This window comes from Microbacterium sp. H6, from assembly GCF_003314775.1.
GTDB lineage: Bacteria > Actinomycetota > Actinomycetes > Actinomycetales > Microbacteriaceae > Microbacterium > Microbacterium oxydans.
In genome coordinates, this window is the sequence record NZ_QOAY01000138.1 from 21,704 (window position 1) to 40,610 (window position 18,907).

33 protein-coding genes and 1 tRNA gene are annotated in these 18,907 nt (G+C 63.5%); all 34 read right to left on the minus strand.

The annotated features are described in order from the left end of the window. Positions 1-40: 40 nt before the first annotated feature. A complete protein-coding gene (locus DSP71_RS08760) occupies positions 41-457 on the minus strand; it encodes a hypothetical protein (protein WP_113680888.1) in 417 nt (138 codons plus the stop codon). Beyond that, a complete protein-coding gene (locus DSP71_RS08765) occupies positions 457-861 on the minus strand; it encodes a hypothetical protein (RefSeq protein WP_113680889.1) in 405 nt (134 codons plus the stop codon). Before DSP71_RS08765 ends, DSP71_RS08760 begins: the two co-directional genes overlap by 1 nt. Beyond that, positions 861-1,265 carry a DUF6093 family protein gene (locus DSP71_RS08770; RefSeq protein WP_113680890.1) on the minus strand — a complete coding sequence of 135 codons (405 nt, stop codon included), beginning with the start codon at positions 1,263-1,265 and terminating at the stop codon, positions 861-863. Before DSP71_RS08770 ends, DSP71_RS08765 begins: the two co-directional genes overlap by 1 nt. Then, positions 1,259-1,744 carry a hypothetical protein gene (locus tag DSP71_RS08775; RefSeq protein WP_147251255.1) on the minus strand — a complete coding sequence of 162 codons (486 nt, stop codon included), beginning with the start codon at positions 1,742-1,744 and terminating at the stop codon, positions 1,259-1,261. The genes DSP71_RS08770 and DSP71_RS08775 overlap by 7 nt, the downstream gene beginning before the upstream one ends. A gap of 18 nt (positions 1,745-1,762) precedes the next feature. Then, positions 1,763-2,053, minus strand: coding sequence for a hypothetical protein (locus tag DSP71_RS08780; RefSeq protein ID WP_113680892.1), 291 nt, complete (start codon positions 2,051-2,053; stop codon positions 1,763-1,765). Continuing rightward, positions 2,053-2,955 carry a phage major capsid protein gene (locus tag DSP71_RS08785; protein WP_113680893.1) on the minus strand — a complete coding sequence of 301 codons (903 nt, stop codon included), beginning with the start codon at positions 2,953-2,955 and terminating at the stop codon, positions 2,053-2,055. Before DSP71_RS08785 ends, DSP71_RS08780 begins: the two co-directional genes overlap by 1 nt. Positions 2,956-2,967: 12 nt before the next feature. Further along, positions 2,968-3,480 (minus strand): hypothetical protein, encoded by a 513-nt coding sequence (locus tag DSP71_RS22140; protein ID WP_179516177.1) that lies wholly within the window; start codon positions 3,478-3,480, stop codon positions 2,968-2,970. Between the two features lie 74 nt (positions 3,481-3,554). Continuing rightward, entirely contained in the window at positions 3,555-4,226 is a 672-nt protein-coding gene (locus DSP71_RS08795; protein WP_113680894.1) for a hypothetical protein, read from the minus strand. After that, the gene (locus DSP71_RS08800; protein ID WP_113680915.1) at positions 4,180-5,634 is read right to left on the minus strand and encodes a phage portal protein; all 1,455 of its coding nucleotides are present in this window, start codon (positions 5,632-5,634) and stop codon (positions 4,180-4,182) included. The genes DSP71_RS08795 and DSP71_RS08800 overlap by 47 nt, the downstream gene beginning before the upstream one ends. Before the next feature lie 14 nt (positions 5,635-5,648). Next, positions 5,649-7,055 carry a terminase gene (locus DSP71_RS08805; protein WP_181800699.1) on the minus strand — a complete coding sequence of 469 codons (1,407 nt, stop codon included), beginning with the start codon at positions 7,053-7,055 and terminating at the stop codon, positions 5,649-5,651. Between the two features lie 91 nt (positions 7,056-7,146). Further along, on the minus strand, positions 7,147-7,494 hold the full coding sequence (locus tag DSP71_RS08810; RefSeq protein WP_147251257.1) for a hypothetical protein: 348 nt from the start codon (positions 7,492-7,494) through the stop codon (positions 7,147-7,149). A 69-nt stretch (positions 7,495-7,563) separates the two neighbouring features. Next, entirely contained in the window at positions 7,564-7,893 is a 330-nt protein-coding gene (locus DSP71_RS22145; RefSeq protein ID WP_220151104.1) for an HNH endonuclease, read from the minus strand. Positions 7,894-8,011: 118 nt separating this feature from the next. After that, entirely contained in the window at positions 8,012-8,170 is a 159-nt protein-coding gene (locus DSP71_RS22150; RefSeq protein ID WP_179516181.1) for a hypothetical protein, read from the minus strand. Then, positions 8,167-8,334, minus strand: coding sequence for a hypothetical protein (locus DSP71_RS22155; RefSeq protein WP_179516182.1), 168 nt, complete (start codon positions 8,332-8,334; stop codon positions 8,167-8,169). Before DSP71_RS22155 ends, DSP71_RS22150 begins: the two co-directional genes overlap by 4 nt. Positions 8,335-8,595: 261 nt before the next feature. Further along, positions 8,596-8,668: transfer RNA gene (locus DSP71_RS08820), tRNA-Trp, on the minus strand. Positions 8,669-8,790: 122 nt separating this feature from the next. Further along, complete coding sequence (locus tag DSP71_RS24630) at positions 8,791-9,258, minus strand: HNH endonuclease signature motif containing protein (protein ID WP_113680897.1); 468 nt, start codon at positions 9,256-9,258, stop codon at positions 8,791-8,793. Positions 9,259-9,620: 362 nt separating this feature from the next. Continuing rightward, a complete protein-coding gene (locus DSP71_RS08830) occupies positions 9,621-10,172 on the minus strand; it encodes a hypothetical protein (protein WP_113680898.1) in 552 nt (183 codons plus the stop codon). Further along, positions 10,169-10,396 carry a hypothetical protein gene (locus DSP71_RS08835; protein WP_113680899.1) on the minus strand — a complete coding sequence of 76 codons (228 nt, stop codon included), beginning with the start codon at positions 10,394-10,396 and terminating at the stop codon, positions 10,169-10,171. The genes DSP71_RS08830 and DSP71_RS08835 overlap by 4 nt, the downstream gene beginning before the upstream one ends. A 123-nt stretch (positions 10,397-10,519) precedes the next feature. Next, entirely contained in the window at positions 10,520-11,089 is a 570-nt protein-coding gene (locus DSP71_RS08840) for a hypothetical protein (RefSeq protein WP_113680900.1), read from the minus strand. Then, a complete protein-coding gene (locus DSP71_RS08845; RefSeq protein ID WP_113680901.1) occupies positions 11,082-11,465 on the minus strand; it encodes a hypothetical protein in 384 nt (127 codons plus the stop codon). The genes DSP71_RS08840 and DSP71_RS08845 overlap by 8 nt, the downstream gene beginning before the upstream one ends. A gap of 157 nt (positions 11,466-11,622) precedes the next feature. After that, positions 11,623-12,432 carry a hypothetical protein gene (locus DSP71_RS08850; protein ID WP_113680902.1) on the minus strand — a complete coding sequence of 270 codons (810 nt, stop codon included), beginning with the start codon at positions 12,430-12,432 and terminating at the stop codon, positions 11,623-11,625. A 525-nt stretch (positions 12,433-12,957) separates the two neighbouring features. After that, positions 12,958-13,359, minus strand: a complete 402-nt coding sequence (locus tag DSP71_RS08855) for a hypothetical protein (RefSeq protein WP_113680903.1) — start codon at positions 13,357-13,359, stop codon at positions 12,958-12,960. Then, entirely contained in the window at positions 13,356-13,835 is a 480-nt protein-coding gene (locus DSP71_RS08860) for a hypothetical protein (RefSeq protein ID WP_113680904.1), read from the minus strand. Before DSP71_RS08860 ends, DSP71_RS08855 begins: the two co-directional genes overlap by 4 nt. Beyond that, the gene (locus DSP71_RS08865; RefSeq protein WP_113680905.1) at positions 13,832-14,260 is read right to left on the minus strand and encodes a hypothetical protein; all 429 of its coding nucleotides are present in this window, start codon (positions 14,258-14,260) and stop codon (positions 13,832-13,834) included. Before DSP71_RS08865 ends, DSP71_RS08860 begins: the two co-directional genes overlap by 4 nt. Further along, positions 14,257-14,499 carry a hypothetical protein gene (locus DSP71_RS08870; RefSeq protein ID WP_113680906.1) on the minus strand — a complete coding sequence of 81 codons (243 nt, stop codon included), beginning with the start codon at positions 14,497-14,499 and terminating at the stop codon, positions 14,257-14,259. Before DSP71_RS08870 ends, DSP71_RS08865 begins: the two co-directional genes overlap by 4 nt. Continuing rightward, a complete protein-coding gene (locus DSP71_RS21680; protein WP_147251258.1) occupies positions 14,496-15,023 on the minus strand; it encodes a hypothetical protein in 528 nt (175 codons plus the stop codon). The genes DSP71_RS08870 and DSP71_RS21680 overlap by 4 nt, the downstream gene beginning before the upstream one ends. After that, positions 15,020-15,241 carry a hypothetical protein gene (locus DSP71_RS08875; protein WP_113680907.1) on the minus strand — a complete coding sequence of 74 codons (222 nt, stop codon included), beginning with the start codon at positions 15,239-15,241 and terminating at the stop codon, positions 15,020-15,022. Before DSP71_RS08875 ends, DSP71_RS21680 begins: the two co-directional genes overlap by 4 nt. Then, the gene (locus DSP71_RS08880) at positions 15,234-15,560 is read right to left on the minus strand and encodes a hypothetical protein (RefSeq protein WP_113680908.1); all 327 of its coding nucleotides are present in this window, start codon (positions 15,558-15,560) and stop codon (positions 15,234-15,236) included. Before DSP71_RS08880 ends, DSP71_RS08875 begins: the two co-directional genes overlap by 8 nt. Before the next feature lie 68 nt (positions 15,561-15,628). Beyond that, positions 15,629-16,381: a hypothetical protein gene (locus tag DSP71_RS08885; RefSeq protein ID WP_113680909.1), complete on the minus strand. Its 753-nt coding sequence runs from the start codon at positions 16,379-16,381 to the stop codon at positions 15,629-15,631. A gap of 226 nt (positions 16,382-16,607) precedes the next feature. Then, the gene (locus tag DSP71_RS08890) at positions 16,608-17,114 is read right to left on the minus strand and encodes a hypothetical protein (RefSeq protein WP_113680910.1); all 507 of its coding nucleotides are present in this window, start codon (positions 17,112-17,114) and stop codon (positions 16,608-16,610) included. Positions 17,115-17,116: 2 nt separating this feature from the next. Beyond that, positions 17,117-17,395: an HNH endonuclease gene (locus tag DSP71_RS24635; RefSeq protein ID WP_396652051.1), complete on the minus strand. Its 279-nt coding sequence runs from the start codon at positions 17,393-17,395 to the stop codon at positions 17,117-17,119. Further along, positions 17,392-17,994: a helix-turn-helix transcriptional regulator gene (locus DSP71_RS08900; RefSeq protein WP_113680911.1), complete on the minus strand. Its 603-nt coding sequence runs from the start codon at positions 17,992-17,994 to the stop codon at positions 17,392-17,394. Before DSP71_RS08900 ends, DSP71_RS24635 begins: the two co-directional genes overlap by 4 nt. Continuing rightward, positions 17,991-18,557 (minus strand): hypothetical protein, encoded by a 567-nt coding sequence (locus DSP71_RS08905; protein ID WP_113680912.1) that lies wholly within the window; start codon positions 18,555-18,557, stop codon positions 17,991-17,993. The genes DSP71_RS08900 and DSP71_RS08905 overlap by 4 nt, the downstream gene beginning before the upstream one ends. Beyond that, positions 18,554-18,907, minus strand: a 354-nt coding sequence (locus DSP71_RS08910; protein ID WP_181800700.1) for a PD-(D/E)XK nuclease-like domain-containing protein, incomplete at its 5' end; no start/stop codon positions are given. The genes DSP71_RS08905 and DSP71_RS08910, both read right to left, overlap by 4 nt.

An 18,907-nucleotide genomic window follows, 5' to 3' on the forward strand; every position in this document is an offset into this window, starting at 1 on the left:
AGCGGCCCACCAGGAACCGCGCTGCGCACGCGAATGAACATCACGCCCTCCTTGAAACGAATTCGAATGACAGGTCGAGGTAGTGGAGGTCAGTGACCGGATCGAACCGGCCCTTCCCTTCCTCAACCCCGGGAACAAGCGACACCGGGTCACACCGACGCCCCGACACAGCCGGGATCTTCCCGATCACTGTCATCACCGCGTCGGCAAGCTCCAGGAGCCCGTCTGCGGTCGTCGCGACGATCCGCACGTCGTACCGCCACTTGGACCGGGAATCGGCCCTCTGGCGGGACGTGAACCTGTTGTCGTTGAGTTCTGCGGGTGCGTCAGGGAACAGGACAATGTAGTTCGCGCGGACGGGCTTGCCATCGACGCGACGAACGTTGTCGTACACCTTCCCCACCAGGACGGCCACGGCGAGCAGGAGCGCACGGAACGCGGCGAAGTGAGAGAACATCAGCCCTCCACCTTGTCGATCACGGCCTGCGTGATGGCGATCTCAAGGCCACGCGCGAAGTCGGCTTCGTTCGCTTCCAGGGCGTCACGTCCGGCGTGCTGTGGGGCCGCCTGCACACCACCCGGAGCATCCTCCAGGAAGCCTGCGGAAGCGCCCGCGCGACCGAGCTCAGGACCGATCTCCGCTTCGATTCCGTTGAGCGGGTACTTGATGTCGTAGAAGATCGATGACGCGTACCGCTCGGAGTAGCCATCGCCGCGGCCAACCTCGGCCCCCTGCCGCCAGTCTTCCTTCACGCTCCTGGCAGTGACCTCGAGCGCCTTCTTGATGTTCCGGTTCGCTTCCGGGGGGACCGCGGAGAGATCTGCGGCGAGTTCAGCGAGTTCGGAGAAGTCGTCAGCCATCAGCTCAGCTCCTCCAACGGGTAGCGGTAGGCGGTCACCTGTCCCCCACCGGCCGCGCCTGCGATCTTGAACCGCCGACCGACAAGCATCGGGTCATCGGATCCGCTGCACTCCACCTCGTCGTCGGTGAAGAAGCGTGCCGTGCCGAACGGGACAGACAGGTACGGTTCCTGCATCGCGACTGGGGAGCCTGTCGCCTGGGAGTTGGACACTTCGCGCGACCCCCATCGAATCCGGCCCTTGCCGGTGTACCGCTCGGCGTCGAGGACGCGCGTGGCATCCTTGGTGTCTGGGTCGATTCCGTCACGGAACTTCCCCACGAGCACCGTCTCGAACATCCGCGATTCGGCTTCAGCGCGCAGCTGCGGCAGGGCTGCAGCGATGTCTGTACCGAGGGTCACCATTCCCCCAGCTCGAAGATCGGCTTCCCCGCGATGTCTACCCCACAGGAGCAGAACGTCGCCCCGAATGCGAGGGAACACCAGGGAAGATGCTGTGACCCAACCGGGGGGATCATGTCGATCGAGAACGCGCCACTGTCATCCGGGTCAGTGAGGCCGAGAAGGGTCCACCACTCGTCGATGATGTCGATACGGCCTTTGCCCGACTGGTAGGTACGCGCTGTCGTGCCGTCGTCAACGGTCACAGAGACTTGTGTCGCGTCGTCTGGACGCTTGATGTACGCGGCGACAGCTTCACGCACCACGTAGTCGAGCTTCACCTCGGAGATCGTCGACATGTCGACGTCGAGCTCCTCGGCTCGGTTCTGGATGAGCATCAACGCATCGTCGATGTCCATGTCCCACTGCTGCTCCGTGATGGAGCCAGGTTCGGGGGCGGCCCTGCCGAGCTTGACCGCGATCATTGCGGGAGTCACAGTCATGACCGCCCCCTTCCCTAGTTAGTCCTCTTCGGACTCCTCTTCGCCGGATTCCTCTTCGTCCTCCGAGCCGGACGCACCAGCGGCAACGATGACCGCGAGAATGTCGTCCTTCTTGGTGGCATCGCCGAGGTCAATCCCGTTCTCCTCGGCATGAGCCTTGAGATCCGCGACCTTCCATGACTTGTCGGGAGCGTCCGATCGCTCCACGGCCTGCTTCGCGTCCACATCGGCCCACTGAGAGTCGGACACGATCGGGTGGTCATCGCGAACGTTGACCACCACCCCAGTGACGATGTTCAGGAGACGCATCAGCCCGCGACCTTGTCCACGATCAGCGCGAACGCGTCGAGGTCCGCGATCCCCCAGCCGTAGACAACCTCTGCGCGGAACGCGACCTGGTTGTTGCGCTTGAGGTCGCCCTGGCCATCCGGGTCGCCGTAGCGAATGAGCTCGAGGCCGAGCGCACGCTGCACGCCCCAGCGGAAGGCGGAGAAGTCTCCGACGATGCCGAGGATGTTCGACGCGACTGCGAGGACGCCGGCGCCGCCGACCGTGCGGGACACCGACGCGCGGTGGCCTTCCAGCTCGGAGGGATCCAGCGACAGGCGGAAGTTCGGGTAGAGCTTCTGCTCGCTGTTCACGCCACGCAGGGCAGAGAACTTCGCAGCAAACGCCGGGTCGAGGGCGATGTCGCTCGGAGTGTAGCCATCAGCGAGAACGAGCGCGTCAGCGGCGTCGAGGTTCGCGTAGGGCTTATCCGAAGCGACGCGCTCAACCTGGTTGGTTGCGGCGGAGAGCTTCTGCGTGATCGAGGCCGCGACGGCACCGGTCTTCGGGTTGACACCGTGGATGCCACCGAAGTCCAGGGCACGCGAGAGCGCCGGCTGGATCTGAGCGAGGATGCTCTCGACAGCCTGCAGCTGGTGATCCTCGTCCGCCCAGATGACTTCCTCGTTCATGCGAACGGTCTTCTGGAACTTGTGAGGCTCGACGGTCTGGATCTTCTTCGTGATGTCGTTGGAGGACTTCTGCCCGCCCTCGGACACCAGCTCGGCTTCACCCGAGTCGAAGATCATCGCCTTGCCGGTGCCGAACTTCTGCGGCTCGGAAGGCGACAGGGTCGCGATGGTCGAGCCCGCGGCGACCTTGCCGAGCCACGGGTCGATGATGTGATCGGGGAGCTCAAGGAACCCCGTTGCAAGTGCAGCCATGTGGCTACCTCCCTATTCGGTCTGTGCCGACGCGAACAGGCTGCGGGTGAACTCCCGCATGTCCTTGTCCTTGTCCGGCGTGGTTGTGGTGCCGCCCTCTTTTCGGGCGACGTTGCCGTTCTTCTTCTGATCCGCGATGCGCCCCGCGACCCGTTCGGCCTGCTTGGTCATCGCCTCTTCGTCGGAACCAGTGAGGAGCAGTTCGGCGTCGGAAGGCTCGCCCTTGGCGCCCTTCTCGGTGCTGATGCCGAACTTCGCCGCGACTCGGGTGCGTGCAGCCTCGGATCGTGTGGTGCTGAGTTCGCTTTCCAGCGTGCCCAGCCGATCCTCGAGCGTCTTCGCCCCGTCTGCCTTCGCTTTCAGGTCGGGGTAGTCCGCGTACTTCGCTTCGACACGTTGGACGCGTTCCTGCACGATGCGGTTTACCTCGGCCTGCTGTTCGGGCGTGAACGTCTTTCCCTCGGCGGGCTTCGGCTCGCCCCCCGCGCCAGGATTCGGCTCGGGGTTGGGAGTTCCTTCGGTCATTGGTTCCATCCGTTTCTGTGCCGTCGCACGTCAGAACCCCGAAACTGTCGGGTACAGCCCACCGAGGCGGGAAGTCAATCGGGGTAGTTCCCCTTGAGGTAGTCGCGCAGGAACGCCTTCTCCTTGGCGGTGCGCCGGCGCTTCGACGCCAGGTACTGAGCGGTGTCAGCCTCGGGGCCGATCTCGCCACCCTGGAAGACGGGAGCAGCGGTGCACATGCAGTCGTCGTGAGCCGCGAACGTGGCCGTCTCCTTGCGGTACACGGCGCCACGGTCAGCGAGCATCCGGCAGAAGCTGCACGACTTCGAGTCACGCGTGATCCGCTTCCACCCGACGCACGCCGGATCCTGCTTCCGATTCGCGATGATCGTGTCCCGGTACGGGCGCGCCATCTCCGTTCGCATCAACTGTGCGAACCGCGCGGCCGCGAGCTCGTCGTCGTCGATCGACAACGGATCCGATGCCCACGCGACACCTCTGCGGATCTTCACCGTCCGGTCGAGGACCACCGGAGTCGCGCTGTACGCACCCTCGGCGACCCCGAAACGGGAATCATCGTAGAGATCCGCGGCCAGTGCAGCGGACCCCTCCGAGTAGTACGCGAGAACCCCAGGTATCGTGTCGAGAAGCTGCAGCCGACGCGACTCCCATGACCCGGAGGACCGGCGCAGCATCCACCGCACCTGATCTTCCGCGTCATCACCCAGCAGGGTTAGGAGCTGCTTGGACTCGAGTGGCGTCACCATTCGCGACCTCCGCTTGACGTGCCGCTATCAGGGACTCGGCCGACTGGCGACCACGCATCTTGTCCCGATCCGCCTGCAGTCGGGCGATCTGCTGAGTGCTGAACCCGAGAACCTCGAGACCCACCTCAGTGTCACGAACCCACTCAGGAGCCGCGGCGATCTGCTTCGCGCCGGCGTCGGCCTGCGACGCCTTGGACAGGTACATCGGCGACCGCCACTTGGTGTCGATCGACGCCCACTCCTTCGGAATCTCCGACAGGCCGTTCTGGATAGCGAGCGCGGTCATCACTCGGCGACGGATCGGAACAGACCAGTCATCCGTCGCACCCTCCGCCTCAGCGATGAGATCTTCACGCCCAGCGATGTAGGAGCCCTCGGAAGTCGGGTTCGCCATGTCGGTGAGCGCGAACGCAGCGTCAGGAAGGTCGTACTCGCGCGCCTCGAGCTTCGCCAGCGCATTCAGGTCCGCGAGATGCGGCGCCGGGGACTGCGCGGCGATGTGCTCGACGGCGGCGCGGCCGCCCTCAATCACGTCACCGCGCTCATCAACCGCATCGGGCAGCATAAGGGCTCGGCCCAGTGCGACCTGCCACGCGGCCTTGTACGATCCGTCAGCATTCTTGAACATCGACTCGTTGGCACCGAGCAAGATGAGCTGCGGGATCGCGTAGATGTCCATGTGCGCTTCGAGGCGGACGAGCTCGCGAATCGCGGCGTACTGGTGAGAGATCGCAGCCGGCGTGATCCTGGAACGTCCCATGCGCTTCGATGACCGCGGCTTGTAAACGAGCGGATCGACCGGGACATGCCATGGGTGTTCGGAGCGGTCGATCTCCCACTTGCCGTCCACGATGTCGGCGTTGATCGTCTCGCCGTCGAGGTACAGCACGAACCCGGTGATCTTGTTCCGCTCACGCGAGGTCACCGAGAGCAGGTTGTCGAGACGACGCTTCCGGTTGTTCCACTCGCCGGTCGCGTTGAGCGCGTCCTTCGCGTGAACCAGCGCCTTCGGCTCATCCTCGCCACCCTGCGTCGTGATCAGGTAGGAGATTCCGTGGATGAGAGAGTCCGTGCGCCCCTGGGACAGCTCGGAACGGAGGAAGTTCGAGTCCTCGAGTTCCTGCATTCCGAGCGCGTCCAGGTCGCCGTCAGCCCACACCATCTCGTCGAGGTTGCACCGGCGAGCGAGACCATCGACGCCCTTCGCTGTCCACCCCAGGGCCAGCCCCAGCCGGTGGTACTGCGGTGGAATGATCGTCCCCACCTGACGGATAGCGGACTTCCCGTCGTACAGGTCAGAACGCTTCTTGTTGTGAGGTGACTTGTCCTCCAGCTGCTTCGCGAGGAAGTTCAGGTCCACCGTCTCGTCGTCAGAGAGTCCCGGGACTCGCAGAGTCTCATCAACCATGCGGTCCCCCATCCCTACAGCACCAAAGCCGTACGTTCCGTTGCGCGGCGCCGCGTCGGGCGTTCCACGTCGTCCTTCTGAGCACCCCACAGGGCGAGAGTCGCTGACACGATCGGAGTGATGTCCGACTCTGCGTCCTTCCGGTTCCACGCCCACGCGCCAGCGAGCGGGCGCTTCCGGGCGAGGGAAAGGGCCACGTTCAGTTGCGGCTGGTCCGTGTGCCGAAGCTTCGGTGAAGGCTCCATCACTCCGTCGAAGAACTGCCCGCACGCGATCGCCATATCCCGGCCCTCAGCAGCAGCGAGCGTCACCACAACATCGGTTCCGACCAGATAGTTCCGGCCGCGTCGCTCCTCGACGAGTCCGGTCATCTCATCCACGACGACCGCGTGCAGCTGATTGCGTTCCGCACGAGCTTTCACCCACGCAGACACCCACTCCACCGACCGCTTCTGCTCATCGAGCTCCACGTGCCACAAACCATCAGCACGCTGACCAGCCAGAGACACCGAAGCCACCGAGCGATCCGGGGCGACATCGATCGCAAGTGTGATCCGATCGATCGCCATCGACGCGGGATCCTTGACAGCACCCCACGAGTTGTCATCGATGACCTGCCCGGAATCGAGCGCGTCGTAGATGCCCATCGCTTCGCGCTTGAATGAGTCCTCGTTCTTGAGCTGCTTCCGCATGCGGAGCATCGACTCGAGCGGCGTGCGGTGCGGGAAGGACGGATTCGCTTTCGCCCACTGCGCCCGGTCATCCGGATCGGCATCCTTGTCCGCTGAGAACTCGACGTACACCATGTCGTCGGACAGACCCACGACCTGATCGAGCGGCTTGACCTCGAGCGCCTCGCTGCGACGCCCCAGCCATTCCTCACCAGGATCGGTGGGCCGTGGCGGTGTGCCCATGAAGAACAGAAGTGCGCCGGCCGGCTGGCGGGACTGGTTCGTCGCCGCCACCATGTCTTCGAGCGCCTTCTCGCCGAGGATCTGCGCCTCGTCGAACACCTCGACGTCGACCTCATCGAAACCACGGCCGAAACCACCCTCGCGGGCGCCGAACATGATCACCGAACCGTTGCGGAACCGGATTTCTTGTTCGCCATTCGCTGTTCGAATGCCGTCATTGCGCCCAGCGGCGAGATGACCACGGATCTTCTTCTTCCGGACCATGCCCTGCATCGTCTGGAAAGTCTTCGTGGCCGTCTTCGTCCGGTGTGCCGTCCACAGAACCGTCATCTTCGGGTTCAGGATGCACAGGGCGATGATGATCATGCCGACGAGGAACGTCTTGCCGACCTGACGCGGGATCGAGAGGACAATGCCACCGATCGTCGCCGCGTACTTGCCGTCCTTCGACTTGCCCAGTGCCACCGTGCCGATGCCGTGCTGCCACTCGTCAAACTTGACGCCCATCGCGGCGCACTGGGCAACCACTCGAGGCCACGCCGTCGACACGATCCCCTTGGGGTAGACCACGTGGCGGGCGAGGTCAGTGAGCTTCGGTTCAGATCGCGGCGGCGTCGAACTCTCCGTCTTCGACATTCGCGCCGCCCTCCGCGTCTTCCTCGCCGCCGCGCTGCAACGCCTCAATCTCCTTCGACAGAAGCGAGAGCTGACGGTGAAGCGCAGCCTTCGCCGGCCCCTTCTCATCAGGGAGGTCATTCGCGATCTCGCGACGCTGCGCAAGAAGGATCTGCAAGTAGTCACCCGACTCGATCGCCTCAGCGAGAGTCAGAATCTTCGGCGGCTCCGGCACCTCATCAGCCTTCACCGCCCGAAGAACAGACGTTCGATTCTTCATCACGGCCCCTTTCGAGGAAACGAAAAAAAGACCAGAGAGAGAGAACGGCAAGCCCCGGAGACCCGCTGTCGATGCGGGTGAGGGGGCACTCCCCCTGGGGTTCGGAGTCGTGTTCGAAGGTCAGTTGAGTGTGCCTGACCTCTTGATGATCGGGGCTACCAGGCGTGCGCGCTTCTTGCTGTTGCATCGCCAGTGTGCAGGCTGTGCGTTGCTCAGGTCGTGACGTCCGCCCTTGTCGATGGGGATGTCATGGTCGGCAACGAATGCTTCAGGGTTTGGTTTGCGTGTCCCTGGCAGGAAGTACGGGATCGTGTAGTCGATGGGTTCACCGCAGATGCGGCAGTTTCCCCCGAGGCGGCGTACGTGCTCCCTCATGCGGTTCTGCATGTTGCTGTTGCGGCGGACCATCGCGCCCACCTCCTCAGTCGTAGCCGAGTTGGTAGCTGACACCGTGCCTGTCGTCCCCGCTGTGCTCGTATCCCGTGAGGTGATCGTGGGTGCAGCAGGTGTCGGCGTCGGCTGGGGATGGCCATGGGGTGCCGCACTGGGGCAGGTGTGGGGCGCCATGTCAGTCGTCTTCCCACCTGTGCATGGGGCGCATGATGCGGGGGCTGACGTGGTTCTTGCGGGCTGCGATGTTCTCGGCGTGGCATTCCTCTTCGCAGGCCATCATGGCGGCGTAGGTGTGCCGGTCGATGCCGCAGAGCTCGCAGACGTAGGCGCTCATGGTTCGTCCGTGTATGCGTCGATGCGGGCTGTGAGGTTGGCGATGCCTGTCTCGTAGCCGCGGATGATGTTGACGAGTTCGCGCTTGTCGAGGCGGTGAAGGTCACGGCGCCGCTGGAGGTCATTCGGCTGGTGTGCGGCGTTGACTTCGCGAATGTCACTCATCAGTCGCCTCTCGAGAGTGCCCATCCGAGGGCAGGTTTCCAAATGATGTGGGCGAGAATCGAGAGGCTGATGCCGGCGACGATGCCGAGCGTGAGTTTCATTCCCGCTCCCTGCATGAGATGGGATTAATAGCCGTATTGGCTATTCGATTACGCCGATCGCTTCCCCGTGTTTGGTGGGGTGGAGTCGAAGGAAAGGAGAGGGTGCCGAGCTTTGCTTACGCGGGTGCACGGCGGACCTCGATAGCACCTTGCGGTGTCGCATACCTCCCAGGAATCGAACCTGGTACGGCGCGGTTTTGGAGACCGCCGCTCTGCCAATGAGCTAGAGGCATGTACTCGGCCACGCCATCACGCGGGCACCGAGTGTGTTCAGTTGGTGAGCTCCCGTCATGGGGTGCTCTATGTGCCGCGTGTCATTGCGGCGTCCTGCGACCGAGCTAACCGCGACTCTGGGTCAACGATCTGCCGGGAGGCTTGGGGATTTCTTCTCGCGGTATCGGGCTTTTGCCTCTCGGCTGCATGGCCTGCAAGCGCGACCGGTCTTCGTCCGGATTGTGTTCGCAGGCGTGAACTCATGTCCATGTATGCAGTGCGTCTTGGTGGAGTTGCGCGCCGCGATGGTTGAGGATGTCGCCAGGAGGTTGGCCCGTTGCGAGACCGCCTCAAGGTGCCTGGGATTCACGCAGCTCCGGTTCTCGCATACGTGATGGATAACAACGTCAGTGTCGAGGAGCGGTCCGTTGGAAATCACCCACGCAACGCGGTGAGCCGCGTACTCGCGCCCCGCGAAGCGCAGATGCCCGTACCCTCGCTTGGCTTTGATCCTGTACTCATGACACCCGCTTGGGGTCTCCTGTATCCCCGCGGCGAGACGCTCGCGAGCGTGGAGGGGAACATCGCTCAATGAGTTAGCATTCTTCATATCGACTCCTTGAAGTCGGTCACCGCCCCGAGCTGTTGGTAGCAGCGTCGGGGCTTCTTAACGAGAAGTAGCCCCTTACGGGGGCCAGGCGGATCGTTTCGCGGATCAGGCGTGAAAGCAAGAAGCCGCCCTCGTGTGAGTGGCGGCTTAGGGGGCTGGGAACATAGTTCTTGAGCCTCGCGGCTACTGTAGCAGGTTTTGCAGATTACTTCCTCGGGCGTCCCGGTGTTTTCTTGGATGCGTTTCTGAGGTCTCGGATGTTGTACCAGATGACATCACCGGGCCTGACGGTGCGGACGGTTCCTTCTCTGGCCCACCGGTAGATGGTGTGGGTGGATCTGCCAGTGATTGTGGTGGCTTCGTCAAGCTGCACCCAGTCGTCTAGTGCGCCCAATGGCTTCCTCCGTTCGTTTGATCTCGGCGTTGACGAGTTCGACGAGGGTCTTGAACTCGTCCTCGGTGTAGGTGCGTGCGCATTCGGTGCACGCGATCTTGACGGGCTGCCAGATGCCTACCGGTGGCGTGTAGCGGATGGTCTCGCCGGCGCAGCCTTGGCAGCGAACGTGGCGGACCTTGCGGGGCTTGTCCTCGATCGGCCAGCGTGCCATCGCGGTTTCGACCTCACGGGTGAAGTCTCGTGCGGTCATGGCGCCGATGTCGTCGTTGGCGATGTCTTCGAGGTTGGCCCAGTATCGGAGCTCGCGGGAGAGCCTGGTGATCTCTTCGGCCGCGAGCCACGTCGGCGGAATGCCGACTGGGTGGTTCGATGACGGGGCGCGCACTTCCTCGACTCCGCCCTTGATGTACCCGGCGACGCGGAACCATGGGACGACCTTCTGTGAGTTGTGCACGGCTTTCTGGAACCGGTCGAACTCTTCCCAGGTGAGGTAGCCGACGTTTGCATGATCGCTCATTTTGCGGCTCCCTCGATCGGTTTGGCGTTGAGGATGGCTTCGGCTTCCTCCGGGGTGATGAACGTCACGAGTTCGACGGTCAGCTGGACTCCATCGCCCCAGCCCTCCATGCGCCATCCTTCGCGGGTCATCTTCATGCCCGCGTTGGGGAGCTCGAACAGTGCACCGATTCGTTCAGCGATGTTCTTACGTTGCTCGTCCGTGTAGTGCGTGACGATCGCCATTACTCGCCCTCCTTCGTGTCGTGGCATGCGCACTCGCAGGCGCATGGTCGATCGGTGGTGTTGTTCCATGCGTCGCACGTACAGGCCGCACACTTCCCGTCCCTGCAGTCGGGGCCGAGGACGTCAGGCATCGGTCGCTCCTTCAGCCTGGATGAAATGCACCAGCCTCAGGTGGCGCGCTTTGTTGCTCCGGTGCATCCTCCGTCCGCAGTGACCGCAATCGATCTTCCGAGGTGAGCCGTGGTGCACGGTTTTCACGTGCTGTGCGACGTTCTGCTCAAGAACCTTGAGCCCGCACTGTTCGCAGCGCTTGAAGATCCGCAACGCCTTCCGCGCACGGTTGGAGACGATCTTGCATGTCTGGCAGACGATGCTGCCCTTTGGGTAAACGTAGACATTGCTGTCGCTGCGTTCATGTCCTGACGGGCAGTGCGTCAGCGTCCCTCCGAGATCGAGCCGCATGGCGTGCGTCCCGCACATCGGCGCGTAGTCCTCGATTTCCGTCCCCCAGATGCGAGCAGCGTTGTTCGACGTCGGCTCCGCCTCGACGTAGGGACCGGTGTGCTGCCATGCCCAGGTTCGGGCCTGCGCTTCGCAACCGGACGCAGAACACTGGTACTCGCGGGCCTTGCCACGGCGCGCAGCGATCCTTTGGTGAACGGCGACATATGTGGTGCTCAGCGGCCTAGTCATTGTCGTTCTCCTGCTTCACCGGCACCCACGGGCCAGCCTTCGACTTCGTGCGCTTCCAGAGCGTGAATTCGAGTCGTCCGCCGATCTGGTCGGTGTTGTCCTCGAAGTCCTGATGGATGCGGATCGCTTCCTCTGCGGCCTCGCGATTCGGGAGCGCCTGCCACTCGTACTCCTCTCCGTCCGGCCAGAGCGAGCGCCACCCGTACTCCCATTCCGGTTCCTCGGCTACGACACCAGCCCGCACCTCGGCATCATGAGCAGCCAGCCAGCGATCGAAGGCGGGCAGGTTCAGCCGGGCCGGTGTCTTGTGCTGGGAGAACATTCCGATGTGGAACATCTCGCGGATGTCGCGGGTGCTCGGTGCGTACTCGCTCATCGCCTTTCCCTTCGGTCGTGCATGATCGTGGTCAATCGCTGCTCTGCGGTGTGCTCCTGCCCACGGTGGGCAATCAGGTCGCCGTCGAGGCGGAAGTACAGCAAGCACTCACCGCACTGGATGTCCGAGTGACTGATCGGGTACTCGTATCCGGCGCTCATCGCCCCTCACCCCCAGCCTCCCCAGCAGCACGAACCCAGGCCGAGAGCGTGCCGCGGTCGCGAGGCTCGGGCACGACATACTCGCGTCCGCCGATGTCGTACCCGATGATCTGACCTGTCGTCAGGTGCGGGTTGCCCGCCGAGATCCCGCCGTTACCCGTCGCGTGCGAGTCGTAGTCACCCTCGTGGCGTCCGCTCGCGTTGCGATCGAGGTCGGACAGCATGCGTCGGTAGCCTTGCAGTGCGAGGTGCTGCTCGTGCTCGCGCTCGTACAGCTGCTTCCATGACTGTTGCACGCCGTCGATGCTGACGTTGCTCAGGTGCGCGTCGGACGGTTCGCCCTGCGGCTCAAACGCTGCGTGGAGAGCGGTGCGCTCACTCAGGAACGACAGGATTCCGCCCGCGAGGAACTCACCGACCCCATACCCTGCGTCTCCGTCGAGCGCCTTGTCGATGAACTCAGCAAGCGCGATCCGGTCGCGGTGTTCGGACGGTTCGCCCTGTGGCTCCGCGCCCACCCCGTCAGCGCAATCGGCGCACAGATACGTCAGCATCGTCCCGTGCTCACACGTCGGCTCGGTGCTCGGCTCCGGTTCCTCGGCTACGACACAGCCCAGCCGGGGATCGCAGAACTCGTGACGAGCCTCCGCCCGCACCTCGGCATCATGAGCAGCCAGCCAGCGGTCGAACTCGGTCTCAGCCTGCTCGACGGTCGGCAGCGGGAACCCGCCAAGGTGTGGACCGTCGAGACGTTCAGCGGTGTAGAACGCCCGCATCTCGTCGGTGGTCGGTGTGTACTCGCTCATCACTGCTCCCCTCGATGGTCGGCCTCGCAGCCGTCTTCGCACTCATCGGTGCATCCGGTGTAGAACTCGTCGTCCGGGTCTGTGATGTTCCCGCTCATCGCACACCCCCAGCAGCACGCAGAGCCTCGCGAGCGATATGACGTTCCCGCCGACGCGGCAGCACGACATACCGGCCATCCGGGGCCTTCCATGTGTACGCATATCCGCACTCAGAGCAGGTCAGCTCATCAAACTCATTGAACTCTTGCTTGCGCTCGTGGGCGCGGAATGCCTTGAAAGCTGCGTACAGGGCCGCGTCGGACGGTTCGCCCTGTGGCTCCCCATGCTCCGGGCAGTCCAGGTTTGGTCCGTCGCTGATTCCAGCGATAGCGGGAGTGCAGATGCAGGCTCGACTCACGATGAGCGGCGTGACCTTCGTTACCTCCGCATCGGGGTAGAATGTGACTCCGTTCTGCCACCCGCCACGGGTCTTCTCAGCAAGCGGATACTCCGTGAGTGACCCGCGTGTTACTTCTAGTCGAGCGATCATCGCTCCTGTCCTTTCTTCGGCAGTGTGGTCAGGTCGTCCAGTGCAGCAAGAGTGCCGGGAAACATCTCTCGGGCGGGTTCTACGGCGCCTGAGATGAAGTCGTGCAGGTTGCGGTAGTCGTCGTACTCGATGCGACCTGCCTCGTTCATCTCGTCCAGGTAGTCCAGCGCTTCCCGCTCGTCGTCGGTAGGGGTGAGAGCCTTCTCGAACACGGCCACCAATTCAGTAGCCCACGTGTCAAGTTCGTCACTGGTGTAGCCACTCCCGAATCCGTTGCCGCCTAGCAGATTGTCAATCCACTTCCTCGCGGCTTCCTCGATCAGCTTCTCGTTGCCGGAGAGGGGGAAAGCCAAACCCTCGGCATCGTTTGGCTTGTTGTTGCCGGTCTGCTCGGTCACTGTTCGTCCTCCTGGTCTTCTTCGTGGATGCCGAACCGGGTGACCTCGGACAGTTCAGACGAGGTGAGGTCGGGGGTGGGCTGCTGCGCGCCCGACCTGCGATGGATGCTGTGGACGTCAATGACACGACGCATTGAGAGCTCGTACTGCCCTGATTCGAGGGCGTCGAGGATCTCCACCGAGCCGGCGTCCTCGCGGTTACTCAAGTCCCAACCGCCCCCGAGGGTATTGAGCGAAGACCGGACGAGTCCGGGGCCGGTGCCGTTTCGACGTCCGTCCATGCGTCCGGTAACGGTGTACTCGACTGTGCCCTTCGGATGGAACGGCGCCTGCCTCACCGCGACGACATGATCGTCGTTTCGGTGAGTGACGGTCCACCATGCGCGCTCCCGCGAGTCAGGTTGGAAGCGGATCTGGTCACCGACTGCGATCTGAGAATGATCTACCTGCTCGTGCTGGCTTGTGCGCTTGCTCATGTGAGTCTTTCCTTCGTGAGTTGGTCGACCTGTTCGGGCCGGTGGGTGATGTCAGTGACGATCAGCTCGAAGTGGGCTGTGTCGGTGTCGCGTTTCTCGATTCGGGGTGCGATCTTCACGCACCATTCGGGGCTGTCGTCCGGGACGAGGTGTGCGGACACTCCCCTGTCGGATGCGAGACCATCAGCGGCGGCTTTTAGGAGCGGGAACACGTTGTCGGCGTCCCGTTTCCGGTTGTCCGTCACGACCCACACCAGTTCCACCTGCATGCGGCCCATGGTCGGGATGCGGGCGTTGCGGGCGAGGGTGACGACGAGTGCACGCACCTCCGCCGTGGACTTCGCTTTCGGTGCCCAGTGGCCTCGGTAGTTGGCTGACAGCCCCTTGGGTGGGCGGTCGTATGGGAGCTCGAGAGTCCAGGTCATGACGACGAGTCCTCCGCCGTGAGCAGATCGGTGAGCTTGGGCGCTGCGATCTCCGCTTCGAGCTCATGCAGGTACTGACATGCGGTCCGCCAGTACGAGGGCTTGAGCTCGATGCCGCGCGCTCGGCGCCCAAGCCGGACCGCAACGTGGAGTTCCGACCCGACGCCGGCGAATGCCGAGAACACCACTCGTGCACGACGGCGAGCGATGAACTCGGCGTATGGAACCGGCGTCGTCATGTGTTCTCCTGGAACGAAGAAGCCCCCAAGGTTGCGGGGGCTGGGTTGGGGGTTGGACGCCGGTTCCGGTCCGGGTTGCGTTCATACCCGGCGTTGCGGCGTGACCCGGTGACTTGGCGGCGGTTGAGGCCGAGCTTGGTCGCGATTTCCCGGTCTGTGAGTCCCGCGTTGAGGAGTTCGCGGAGGGTGTGGCGTGGGATGAGTGCGAGGCCGTCGCCGCGTGCCCTGTTGGCGGCTGCACGGCGGTCTTCTCGGCTTGCCCCGGCACGTACACCTGGGCGGGCTCGTTTGGCTTTCAGATCGGCGCGTGCGGTTTCCCGCGCCTCTTCCTCTTCGGCGGCGACGATCTCGGCAGGAGTCTTCCCTGCGTTGACCTGTCTCCTGAACGCCCAGTCCCCCACGTAGCGGGTGTGGACGGTGCGGCAGGAAACCTCTGCAGGACAGTGGGCGGTGTTGCAACCACCCTGGAAGCCCTCGACGGTACTGTGCGGGTAGGTGGTGTCAGTGATGATGTCCGCATTCATGCGATGTGCTTCTCTCGTTCGCCGGCGAGGTATCGCCGTAGCTGTTCGGTCTTCTCCTGGAAGGCCCGGGCGTCCGCTTCCGAATCAGGGATGGATACCCTCTCTCGCGGTAGCCGGATCGTTCTCGGCTGCGACTTCTGAAGGCGCTCGATGTAGTCGGCGAACCAGTAGTCCGCGGTCATCCAGTCAGGGAGCGCCGTCATGGACTTTTCATGCATCGGTCTCGCCCTTGAAGCGCCGCCAGCTTTCCCGCTCCATCGCTGCTGAGAACGCGGTCGCTGCCTCCTGTGCTTCGCGGAGAAGTTGCAGCGTCTCCGGGTCGGTTCGGAACAGGCCGGGATTGATCGAACGCAGAAGCCCCGCCGCTTCGCCTGATGCCGCGTCAGCAGTGAGTCGCGCCAGCCCGACGCGGTTTCGCCACATGGGGGCGTACTTCTTCCACCAGTGCGCTTCGGTCGGGTTCTGCGGCTGGGTGAAGAACTGCTCGTGCGTCTTGTCGTGGATCTCTTCGTATCGCGAGCTTCGATTGATGCTCATGCCTCTTCCTCCGTCAATGGGAAAGGCCACCAGCCCGTGTTGGGTGGTGGCCTGCGATCGGTCAGCGGTCAGATGAGCGCTGATTCGTGGATGTACTGCTGCACCTCGGCGGGCGACTTCGTGATCGACCCGATGATGTAGCTCGTGGGTGCTCGCGGTGGTTGTGGGATCTTGTTCAGGATCCACATCGACACGTTCACCACGTCGGGCGGTGCGAGTATCAGGCCGAGCTTGTCGTCAAGGTGCTTCCGCACCCGGGCGACGTCGATCCCGTACTGCGAAGCGAGGGTGCTCTTGTACGGCTCCGCAGATTGCTCGTCCGTCCCGACGCTCGCGCGTGTATCTCGTGACTGACTCTCTGAAAGGTGAGTAGAGTCCGGGGACGGGGACGGGGACGGGGGGAATCCCCCGGGAATCGCAGAAGGGATCGCAGGTGGGATCGCACCTGCGATGCAGTGCGAGCACCCCTCGACCTGGATACCTCTGGCGACGTGCCAACGGTCGTGATTCCCGAGCGCTGACGCATCCTGCTTCTTCTGTCTTCGCTCCTTCGAGACAACCGCGTCAGGCTGGTAGTCGTCCCAGTCGTGGAACAGCCATGTTCGGCCGTCCTGCTGGTCCCACAGCCCCGCGTTTGTGAGCTCTGTGGCCGCGTCACGGTCGGCGGCGAGCATGCGGATGATCCCGTACGTCACCACACCATCAGTGAGGTGCTGCGCCGCATAGGAGCCGGCGCGCACCCACAACGCCACCGCGTCGGCGGAGAGTTCTACGACCTTCGGGTGTGACCAGAACTGGTCATCTACCTTGAACCAGGGCACTGTTCACCCTCCTTTCAGTCGAGGCATCGGCATGGCCTGATGCAGAAGCAGTCGGGGCAGACGACCTCACGGGGTCCGATATCGAACTTGGACCGCTTCGGGGTGCACTGGTCGTGCCGCAGTTGGTCGTCATCGTCGTACCTCACCGGGTCTCCGGGATGGATGCGAGATCCGCATTCCGCGGCACAGGTGCCGTCGTAGCGGGCCGGGAAGACGTGACCGGGCGTCATGACAGCTCCCGGTTGATGCGAGCGATCATGTCGTCGTCCAGACGGCGGAGGCCGAGCGTACCCTTGTACAGGATCGGCTCGTCGAGCGCCCGCGGGTTCTCGAACACAAGGTGCTGATACCAGCCCTCTGGCGCAGGTCCCATCGCCCATGTCGAACAATGGTGGCGGCATCCGAACGGGTGCTCGTCGCAGTCGTTCTGCATTCGGCCGCACCCGCCGATCACGGATGCACTGTGGACATCCACGAGGTCGACAACGCCGATGATGTATCCGCGGTCAGACCACGCCGGTTCGAACTTCTTGGGCTGGGACGTGCGCGCGCGATACCAACCGGAGTGCTGCAACCAGAGTGATTCGGGGGCGTTCTCGGCGTCGGCTAGTGCGACGTGAATCGCGACCGGGCCGCGGTAGTCGCCTGCGATGTTCCGGACGCGGTTCTCGACGTTCTTGCCGCCGTGGATGATCGCCCAAGCCCAGGGCTGGCGAACAGTCAGGATTCTCATGGTCAGTCCTTCAGGTAGATGAGTCCCCAGTGATGCAGGAACAGTTCTTCGGCGGGGTCGTCCCACGAGTGGACAGCCCAACCCTGTGGTGGTTCGGCGGAGTGAGCGATCGCATGGCACCAGAGGCACAGGTGCACGAGGTTCGCGGGCGTGTCCTTCCCGCCCCGTGAACGAAACTGCCGGTGGTGCATCTGTGAGGCTGCGCGTTCTCCGCAACCTTCACAGCGCCCACCGGCACGCTCCGACACAACCTCATAGGCTCTCCGGGACGCCGCGTTCACGTCCTGAATCCGATGAGCTTGGTCAGGTGGTCGCCCTCAGTGACCCGAAGCGGACGTTCCCCCTTCTCGACTTGTGAGACGGTGGCCTGAGTCCACGCGAAGCCCAGCTCGGACATGCGCGCGGCAAGCTCCTTCTGAGACAGGCCTACTCGACCCCGCGCCGCGGTGACGTCAGCACCGTTCTGCTCGTCCGTCCATGGTTCACGGATCTTGGTCGGCTTGGCGCCGTCGAGGATGCCGAGGTTCCGGAGTGCCCGCGACCGGGCGATGGTGTCGGCCGATTCGAGAGGCGAACCGGCGATGATCGCGTTGTCGTCCTTCGTGGATCCTTGTGCCCATGCGGTCGCATCCGGTCTGGACACGATCCCGAAGCCAGTACGTTCGAGCCACGCTGCGGCGTGCAGGACGTAGGTGACATGCCCGTCTGGGTGTTCGATGACCCGGTCGATCGTCGCTTCCACGTACCCTTTCGGGTGCTGCTCGCGGAATGCGGCGAACCGTTCCGCGGCGGTCACGAACTCTTCATCCATGACCTGGGCGTGAGGTTTCGGGAGACGGGATCTCCTCGTGTCCTCAGGGATATCGATGTCGTCGGTCATGTCGTCGCCTTGCTTTCGTGGTACTTCTTCGCGCCCCAGAGGATCGCGTGGAGCGCCAGGATGAAGTGGTACTCGTAGTCCTGCCAGTCGCCGACGCTGTCCCAATCGACGCGATGGTCGTTGAGAAGGTCGATCGCCTCGTGGTCGTAGTCCACGTCTTCGGCATCCGACATGATCTCCGCTGCGTCGTCGCGATCCTCGACTGCTTTTTGCAGCCAGTCCCGGAACGACTTGGAAGAGAACTCCTTCACGCTGCGAGATCCTCTGTCCAGCTTCTCGGCCCAGTAGTCAGCGTTGATCCAGCCGGGAGCTTGGCCCTGGTCGAAGAACCTGAGCATGTTCTGGGTGCGGGTGAAGATGAAGCCTTCGCCGATGTCGCCTCGAATGGCGAGTGAACCGGGCCAGGTGATGACATCCCAGTGCCACATGCTGGTACCGGGTGCCTTGAATCGAAGGTGCCGGTAGAGGCCGTCTTCGTGAAGCACGACCAGCTCGTGATCTTTCGTCTGCTCCAGCAAGTGCCCGTACTGCTCGGGGTAGTGGTACCACTCAAGGTCACTCATGCTGTTGCTCCTTCGAACTCGTCGATGTAGGCATTCACGTTCCAGACGGGTGCCTGGAGGATGCCGATAGGCCCACCACTACGGGTCTTGTACCCGGGCCACTCCCCCGTCTCGATCGCACGGGCGTACCGCTCGCGGGCCTCCCGTGCCCGCCTGCGGGCCATGAGGAGTTCGTCGGCGCCGAGGACGTGCACCGCGGTGAGGTAGGGCGGGTGGGCTTCGATGACGGCGAACAGGTACGGTCTCGTCTCACCCGTGATGAGGTTGTACGTGTGCTCGTAGTGGGCTTGTTGGATGTCGTATCCGAACCGGAACGCGTGGATCGCGAACTCCGACTCGGACGCATCCCC